4 protein-coding genes and 1 pseudogene are annotated in these 6,854 nt (G+C 44.0%); 4 read left to right on the forward strand and 1 reads right to left on the reverse strand.

Going from position 1 to position 6,854, the window contains the following annotated elements; all coding sequences use genetic code 11:
* The first annotated feature begins 6 nt into the window (after nt 1-6).
* The 4 genes from CSV79_RS06795 (at nt 7) to CSV79_RS06810 (ending at nt 5,803) form a co-directional block, all read left to right on the forward strand.
* Entirely contained in the window at nt 7-1,560 is a 1,554-nt protein-coding gene (locus CSV79_RS06795; protein ID WP_099688288.1) for a fatty acid--CoA ligase family protein, read from the forward strand.
* A gap of 412 nt (nt 1,561-1,972) precedes the next feature.
* Nucleotides 1,973-3,943, forward strand: coding sequence for a S9 family peptidase (locus CSV79_RS06800; RefSeq protein ID WP_099688289.1), 1,971 nt, complete (start codon nt 1,973-1,975; stop codon nt 3,941-3,943).
* Between the two features lie 92 nt (nt 3,944-4,035).
* Nucleotides 4,036-5,481, forward strand: coding sequence for an aspartate ammonia-lyase (aspA, locus tag CSV79_RS06805; protein WP_099688290.1), 1,446 nt, complete (start codon nt 4,036-4,038; stop codon nt 5,479-5,481).
* Between the two features lie 31 nt (nt 5,482-5,512).
* Entirely contained in the window at nt 5,513-5,803 is a 291-nt protein-coding gene (locus tag CSV79_RS06810) for a late competence development ComFB family protein (RefSeq protein WP_099688291.1), read from the forward strand.
* A gap of 22 nt (nt 5,804-5,825) precedes the next feature.
* On the opposite strand, the pseudogene CSV79_RS06815 reads toward CSV79_RS06810, so the two are convergent.
* A pseudogene (locus CSV79_RS06815) lies at nt 5,826-6,284 on the reverse strand (enoyl-CoA hydratase-related protein); the annotation flags it as partial.
* Between the last annotated feature and the right edge of the window lie 570 nt (nt 6,285-6,854).

Here is a 6,854-nt window from a genome sequence, read left to right on the forward strand (position 1 = left end):
GAAAGTATGAATTTAGTTTCTAGCGTTCACGAAACCGCTCAGACGAAGCCGCAAAAGATCGCTTATCGTTTTATGGGAAAAGACACAACGTATGCAGCGTTCGACCTGTCAGTGTCGTTGTTTGCCTCAGCTTTAAAAGATTTAGGAGTCAATGAAGGAGATAAGGTTGCTTTTTTACTCGGTAACACACCACATTACTTGATTTCACTGTATGCCACGATGCGTATCGGAGCGACGGCTGTGCCAATCAATCCGTTATATACACCAGATGAAATTTCGTTTATCTTGGAAAATAGTGACGCAAAAGTTGTCATTGCGATTGATCAGTTATTGCCACTTGTCGAAGTCGCAAGTCAAACGTTCCCGATGATTGAAAACTTTATCGTCTGTGAAATGGGTCCAGATGCAGGTGAGAAGTTGGCTACGTTAGCGGATCACATCAAGACGAAAGTCCATGCGTTCACTACTCTTATGAAACAAGCGAAGCCGTTATCCGAAATAGTTACAGTGGACGAAAATGAGAGCGCTGTCATCTTGTATACATCTGGCACAACAGGCTATCCAAAAGGTGCGATGTTGTCCCATAAAAATATTTACTCCAATGCACGAGACGTCGGTGATTACTTAGGCTTCTCTGAAAACGATCGCATAGTGGCGACCCTTCCACTTTTCCATGTTTTTGCGTTGACAGTTGTAGCGAATGCGCCCTTACTGAAAGGTGCGACCATCTTACTGGAGCCACGCTTTAGTCCAGGGGATATCTTTACGTTGATTCGCGAGCAAAAGGCAACGGTCTTTGCAGGTGTTCCAACGATGTACAATTTCCTTTATCAGTATCCGGAAGGAAAAACGGAAGACTTCGAAACGATTCGCTTGTCTATTTCAGGAGGCTCGTCACTGCCCGTGTCGTTATTACATGACTTTGAAGAGAAGTTCCAAGTCCGGGTATCGGAAGGTTATGGATTATCGGAAGCGTCGCCAGTTACTTGCTTCAATCCACTAGACCGCGAACGTGTGCCTGGATCGATTGGTACGAATATCATGAACGTTGAAAATAAAATCGTGAATGAAATGGGCGAAGAAGTGCCTGTTAACGAAGTCGGTGAATTAATCGTCCGTGGACCGAATGTGATGATAGGCTATTATAAGCAACCGGAAGAAACCGCCGCTGCCATTCGTGACGGTTGGCTCTATACCGGGGACCTCGCGCGTCGCGATGAAAACGGTTACTTTTATATCGTAGACCGCAAGAAAGATATGATCATCGTCGGTGGTTTCAACGTCTATCCACGTGAAGTGGAAGAAGTATTATTCAGTCACCGGGATATAGTAGAAGCTGCAGTAGTAGGTATCCCAGACACCAACTTCGGCGAAGAAGTACATGCCTATGTAGTACTAAAAGAAGGTTCAAAAGCAACGGAACAAACAGTACATGATTTCTGTGCTAAACGTCTAGCGAAATATAAAGTGCCGAAGCATATTGAATTCCTTAAAGAGTTACCAAAGAATGCAACTGGTAAAATATTAAGACGTTCATTAAAAAATCAGATTAGAAGCTGATCAAATTTCATAAGCAACTAAGTGAAAGAGTGATTTCTAGTCCAATACGGACATAGAGTCACTCTTTTATTTATTTGTAAGATGAACTAAAAGCAGTCAGTAGTAATTAGCGGAAGTCTCCATTCGCTTATTGATGAGAACGACACTAGTGAAACGAAGCGCAAGGCGGCGACTCTGGGAGGATCAGAGTGACAGGTGAGACAACCAATGAGCGTAGCGAAGGTTGGCTCACCGCGCTCCCTCCAGAAAGCGTCCGCCTGGAGCGCAGTGTAACGATTTACTACCCCTTAGCTTAAATTTCCAATCAAACAATCTAGTGCATGAATAATTGCCAAACTCTGCGCATCCTTGGTATGGTTGAGGTAGATACCTAGTTGCGTATAGATACGCACTATGAAAGCGGGGAGATTGGATGGGGAAACGATCAGTAACGATACATGATCTATTTGAAACAAAATCAGTAACAAATCCTGTGCTTGCGCCAGATGACAAAACAGCAGTCATAGTCGTAACGTCAATGAACAAAGAAGACAATGCCTATTATTCCGCAATCCATCACGTCGACCTAGAAACAAAAGACGTGACGCAATGGACATTCGGCAAACAAAAAGTTAGCGCACCGAAATGGTCAGCTGACGGCAAGATGCTAGCTTACTTATCCAATCGAACAGAAACGAATCAACTATACGTACTGCCAGTCGGTGGTGGAGAAGCGCGTCAACTAACGAATTGTAAAAATGGCATCGATTCATTTGAATGGTCACCGTGTGGACAGAAAATCTGGTGTAGTGGCACGGTGAAAATAGGTGAAACATTCTCTTCAACAGAGAAAACAGAAGAAGAGTTTCCGCAACCGATCCGCGTGACGAAAATGAAATACAAAGCGGATCGGATCGGTATAGTCCCGCAAGACGAATATACACAAATTGGCTGTATCGATATCGCAACAGAAACAATTTCAGATTTCACTTCTGAGCCGTTCCATCATTCACTGCAAGCCGTATCCTCTGATGGTAAGCAACTAGTGATGGGCGTCAAGCGTTTGCAAGAAGACGATCATGATTTTAGCTCACCACTCGTTTTAGTTGATATTGAAACGAAAGAAGAAACGGTGTTACTTGATGCACAAGGCTATTTCGGCAACGTGCATTTTTCAAAAGACGACCGTTATATTGCGTATGTTGGCTTTGATTTGACGTTCAAAAACGCAACGCAAGCAGATGTTTTTGTCTATGATCAAACGGACGGTCTGACGATGAACATGACTGCTGGACTCGATGCGCCTGTTGGAGATGAAAGTATTTCCGATCACTTACAACAAGCCTATGCACCTGGAGTGGTCTGGACGGAGGACGAACAACTTTATTTCCAGTTATCTGTCATGGGCGATGTACGTTTATATGCAGCGATGCTTGATGGTTCGATCTATCCTGCAACGGGTGAAGACGAACATATTTATGGCTATGATGTAGCGACCAATGGAGAATTTGCACTTCTAACAGTGAGTAAAGCGACGCATCCTGGGGAACTATATTATCAAACGATTGCAACGGGCGAACGTATAGCGCTGACTTCGTTCAATGAAGACTGGCTGAAAAAAGTACAGCTCGTTCAGCCGCAAGCTGTTTACTATACGAATGACCACATTGATGTGCAAGGGTGGCTGTTGAAACCAGCGGATTACAAAGAAGGTCAGACGTATCCGTTAATTGTTCAAATTCACGGTGGACCCCATGCGATGTACGGCAACACCTATTTCCACGAGATGCAGTTGCTGGCAGCGAATGGCTATGGTGTATTGTACGTGAATCCTCGTGGCAGCCACGGTTATAGTCAAGAACATGTAGACAGTGTGCGTGGATATTATGGTGGCGGAGATTACGCCGATATAATGGCGGGTGTCGATGAAGTGCTGGCACAAGAAGCTTGGATTGACGCAGATCGACTTGGTGTGACAGGAGGCAGTTACGGTGGGTTCATGACAAATTGGATCGTCGGCCATACGAACCGTTTCAAAGCGGCAGTTACGCAACGATCCATTAGCAACTGGATCAGCTTTTTTGGTGTCTCAGATGTCGGTTATTATTTAGCTGATTGGCAACTACGTACAGGTATGCAAGATGTGGATAGGTTATGGCAACATTCGCCACTCAAGTATGCCAATAAAATCGAAACACCGTTACTCATTCTTCATTCAGAATGTGATTTCCGCTGTCCAATCGAACAAGCGGAGCAGTTATTTATCACATTAAAGGATCTAGGAAAAGTCACCGAATTCGTTCGTTTTCCGGAATCTGATCATGATTTATCTAGAACAGGATTACCCAATTTACGCGTAGCCAGAATTAATGAGATTATCGGGTGGTTTGAACGCTATCTTTAAGGTAAGATAGGGACGTACATAATCTGTCCACACCTGGCAATTTGTATATGAAAGCAAGTAGTAAATGAAAAAAATTTGAGAAGAGGTTCTGCATGATGGTTGAAGAGACGCTATATAGAATTGAGAAGGACTTTATTGGTGAGAAGAAGGTTCCGCAAAATGCTTATTACGGTATTCAAACACTACGGGCTGCTGAGAATTTCCCGATTACAGGTTATCGTGTAAACCGGGACTTGATCCGTGCGATTGCGATAGTTAAAAAGTCTGCAGCACAAGCAAACCGTGACATTGGTCAATTAGATGAAAACTTAGCAGAAGCGATTATTCAAGCGTCTGACGAAGTAATAAACGGCGCGTTACGTGATCAGTTTTTAGTCGATCCGATCCAAGGTGGAGCAGGAACTTCAGTCAACATGAATGCCAATGAAGTCATTGCCAATCGGGCACTCGAAATCCTCGGTTATAAAAAAGGAGAATACGACATTATCAGTCCGAACTCCCACGTGAATATGGCACAATCTACAAATGATGCGTTCCCAACAGCCATTCATATTGCGACACTGATGAAAGTAGATAAATTACTAGGTGTCATGGAATCGCTTCATAAAACATTCTTGAAAAAGTCTATCGAGTTCCAATCAGTTTTGAAAATGGGTCGTACACACTTGCAGGATGCTGTTCCGATCCGTTTAGGTCAAGAATTTGAAGCGTATGCGATGGTATTGCGTCGTGATATCGAGCGTGTGCGTGTATCTCGTGTCTACTTATATGAGATTAATATGGGTGCAACAGCTGTCGGTACGGGCTTAAACGCAGATCCGTTATATATAGAAAAAGTAGCAGAGTACTTATCAGATAATAGTGGGTTCCAACTAAAATCTTCTACACATTTAGTAGATGCAACTCAAAATACAGATTCTTATGTACAAGTGTCATCAGCCCTTCGTGGGACGATGTTGAACATGTCTAAGGTGTGTAATGACTTACGACTTATGGCATCGGGTCCACGTACAGGCTTGAATGAAATTACATTGCCCGCAAGACAGCCTGGTTCTTCTATCATGCCAGGTAAAGTCAATCCTGTTATGGCAGAAGTGATGAACCAAGTAGCGTTCCAAGTAGTCGGTAATGATACGACAATTGCATTAGCTTCTGAAGCAGGTCAGTTCGAATTGAACGTAATGGAGCCCGTTTTGGTCTTCAATTTACTACAATCATTGAAGATTATGACAAATGTTTTTGGCGTATTCCGTGATTATTGCTTAGATGGCATCACAGCAAATGTTGAGCACTTGGAAGAGAACGTAGAGAAGAGTATCGGTGTGATCACAGCGATCAACCCACACGTAGGCTATGAAGTGGCATCGCAAATTGCTAAAGAGGCATTGTTGACAAACAAGTCTATTCGCGAGTTGTTGATTGAGAAAAAGATCTTGACAAAAGAAGAGTTAGATCAAATCTTGCACCCATTCGAAATGACGAAGCCAGGAATTTCAGGTAAAGAGTTGCTGAAGAAGAAAATTACTTTATCGAAGTAATTTTAGTTGAAGTAGTCAGGGGTAGTTCTTTATGAAAGTGCATAATATGATGGAAATCGTTGTCTCGGACGTTCTGAAAAGGTATAAAGACCAACTGCATATGCCATGCACATGCGGGCATTGTATGAATGACGTGCTCGCGATGACATTGAACAATTTACAACCGAAGTATATTGTTAAAGAATCGAATAGTGCGTATGTCCGGGCGATGCACGAAGCCGACCGCCAAGGAGCCACCACGATTTTAACGAAAGTTGCTTGGGCAGCAAGAATCGTGGCGGAGAACCCACGATGCGATCAAATGAAAAACCCTTCCGAATGAAAATTTTCGGAAGGGTTTTACTTTATCGTCCCTTAAACACCGGCTTACGTTTTTCTGCAAAGGCATTGAGGGCTTCGATGCGATCTTCTGTTGGCAACGTCATTTCATATGCCTTACGTTCAATGGCGAGTCCTGTCTGCAAATCCGTGTTCATGCCTTGTTTAATCGCGAATTTTGCTTGTTCAACCGCAACAGGTCCGTTTGCGAGCAATGAACCTACAAACGCATCTACGGTTCTATGCAATTGATCAGCAGGAGCTATTTTTGTCAGTAGACCATAATGTAGTGCTTCTTCAGCAGATAAACGTCTTGCGGTTAAAATGAGTTCCATCGCTTTTGCTTCTCCAATGATTCGAGGCAATCGCTGTGTGCCGCCTGCCCCTGGAATAATCGCAAGTCCTGTCTCCGTAAGTCCCATGACTGCAGAATCTACTGCTATTCGGAAATCACAAGCGAGTGCCAACTCCATTCCGCCACCGAACCCCGCTGCACATAACGAATCTCCTGCATAACCAAAACCCCTTTCGTATTTGCCTAGTCTACTTACACGATAGCATGAATTGGCGGGAAACTGTAGTGAGTGAATTGGGAGAGTGGGTCGGGATTTGCGCTTCAGACGGGCGCTTTCCGTGGGGCGGGAGGGAGCCTCCTCGGTCGCTATGCGACACTGCGGGGTCTCGCCTATCCCGCTTAATCCCACAGGAGTCGCCCGTCTTCCGCTCCAATCCTACTTTAAGAATACAGGACATCGATTTCGGCTTATTAACTATGATTAGAACTAAGTTTGTAAAGTATAAAAGATTGTAACACTAACTAAACTTATTGGGTTCATTGAACTACAGATTATAACTACCGCATCCTAAGTAGGATTGTAGTGCAGGGTGGCGACTCTGGGAGGATCAGCCCGACAGGTGAGACGACCAGGGGAGCAAAGCGACCGGTTGGCTCACCGCGGGCCCTCCAGAAATGAAGTGACCCCTTAAAGTTAGACACGATTATTTCATCAGGCAACTTGCTCAAAATGAGTTCGGTATTGGACCGGACTCATTTT

Origin of the sequence: Sporosarcina sp. P13, from assembly GCF_002743055.1 — a bacterium.
Classification (GTDB): Bacteria; Bacillota; Bacilli; order Bacillales_A; family Planococcaceae; genus Sporosarcina.

Bases quoted from the DNA above. Each gene is read 5' to 3' on its own strand.
- aspA (WP_099688290.1), top strand. From the start codon at position 4,036: ATGATGGTTGAAGAGACGCTATATAGAATTGAGAAGGACTTTATTGGT.
- CSV79_RS06810 (WP_099688291.1), top strand. From the start codon at position 5,513: ATGAAAGTGCATAATATGATGGAAATCGTTGTCTCGGACGTTCTGAAA.
- CSV79_RS06795 (WP_099688288.1), top strand. From the start codon at position 7: ATGAATTTAGTTTCTAGCGTTCACGAAACCGCTCAGACGAAGCCGCAA.
- CSV79_RS06800 (WP_099688289.1), top strand. From the start codon at position 1,973: ATGGGGAAACGATCAGTAACGATACATGATCTATTTGAAACAAAATCA.